This window comes from Cerasicoccus sp. TK19100 (assembly GCF_027257155.1).
GTDB lineage: Bacteria > Verrucomicrobiota > Verrucomicrobiia > Opitutales > Cerasicoccaceae > Cerasicoccus > Cerasicoccus fimbriatus.
On the sequence record NZ_JAPWDU010000013.1, the window covers coordinates 1 to 1,147 of the forward strand.

Annotated in this window: 1 pseudogene; it reads left to right on the plus strand. The window is 52.1% G+C overall.

Annotated features, from left to right (window positions below):
* The first annotated feature begins 68 nt into the window (after positions 1-68).
* Positions 69-1,144, plus strand: a pseudogene (locus O3S85_RS21180) (IS630 family transposase).
* The last annotated feature ends 3 nt before the right edge of the window (positions 1,145-1,147 follow it).

The following is a 1,147-nucleotide window of genomic DNA, read 5'->3' on the forward strand; positions in this document are numbered from 1 at the left end:
GTGTATTGTCAGCGAAGTTTTCGTCATAAATTGCTTGTACAATTTTTGTCCTTATTCATACTGGTTGAATGGGAAAAGGAAGAGTCTTAACACCGCTTGAGCTGAGTGCAAAAGAGCAATCAGCCCTGGAGAAGCTTGTTCGCCGCAGCACCTCCACAAACGCAGAATCACGACGCGCCCGCGTCGTGTTGCTCAGTGCGCAGGGAGTGAGCAATAAAGAATCAGTCAATTAGTTGGTATGGGCGAACATGCCGTTGGCCGTTGGCGCAAGCGCTACGCTGAGGAGGGACTTGAGGGCTTGGTTGACTTGCCTCGTAGTGGAGCTCCATTGACGATCACCGAAGAGAGCGTCGCCGAAGTCATCCGGCTAACTTTGGAGAGCAAGCCCGATAATGGCACGCATTGGAGCACGCGTAAAATGGCCCAGCGCACAGGCCTTTCCCATGAGAGCATCTCGCAGATATGGCGCACTTTCGGGTTACAGCCCCACCGGAGCAGGACCTTCCAATTATCGACCGATCCATTTTTCGTGGAAAAAGTTAAGGATGTTGTGGGCTTGTATATGAGCCCGCCGGCCAACGCGCTGGTGCTGTGCGTTGACGAGAAAAGCCAAATCCAGGCCTTGGAACGTTCGCAGCCATTATTGCCCATGCAACCCGGCGCCCCAGAGGCCATGAGCAGCGACTACTTCCGCCACGGAACCACCACCCTGTTTGCCGCTCTCAATGTCAAAACCGGCGAAGTTTACGCCCAATGCCAAAAGAAGCATACCCAGAAAGAGTTCCTCTCCTTCCTGCGCAAGATCGAGCGAGAAACCCCGGAAAACTTGGACATCCATATCGTCATGGACAACTACGCCACCCATAAAACCACGAGCGTGAAACAATGGTTTGCCCGACACCCACGTTGGCGCGCCCACTTCATCCCAACACACTCAAGCTGGCTCAATCAAGTCGAGCGCTTCTTTGCCAAAATCACCAACGACCAGATCAGAAGAGGATGCTACCGATCCGTCAAAGAACTCAAACTGGCCATCCTCAAATACATCGAAATACACAACCAAAATCCAAAGCCATTTTATTGGACCGCAACTGCCGAGGATATTATCGCAAAGGTCGCACACCTATGTGCTAAACTTCGCTGACAA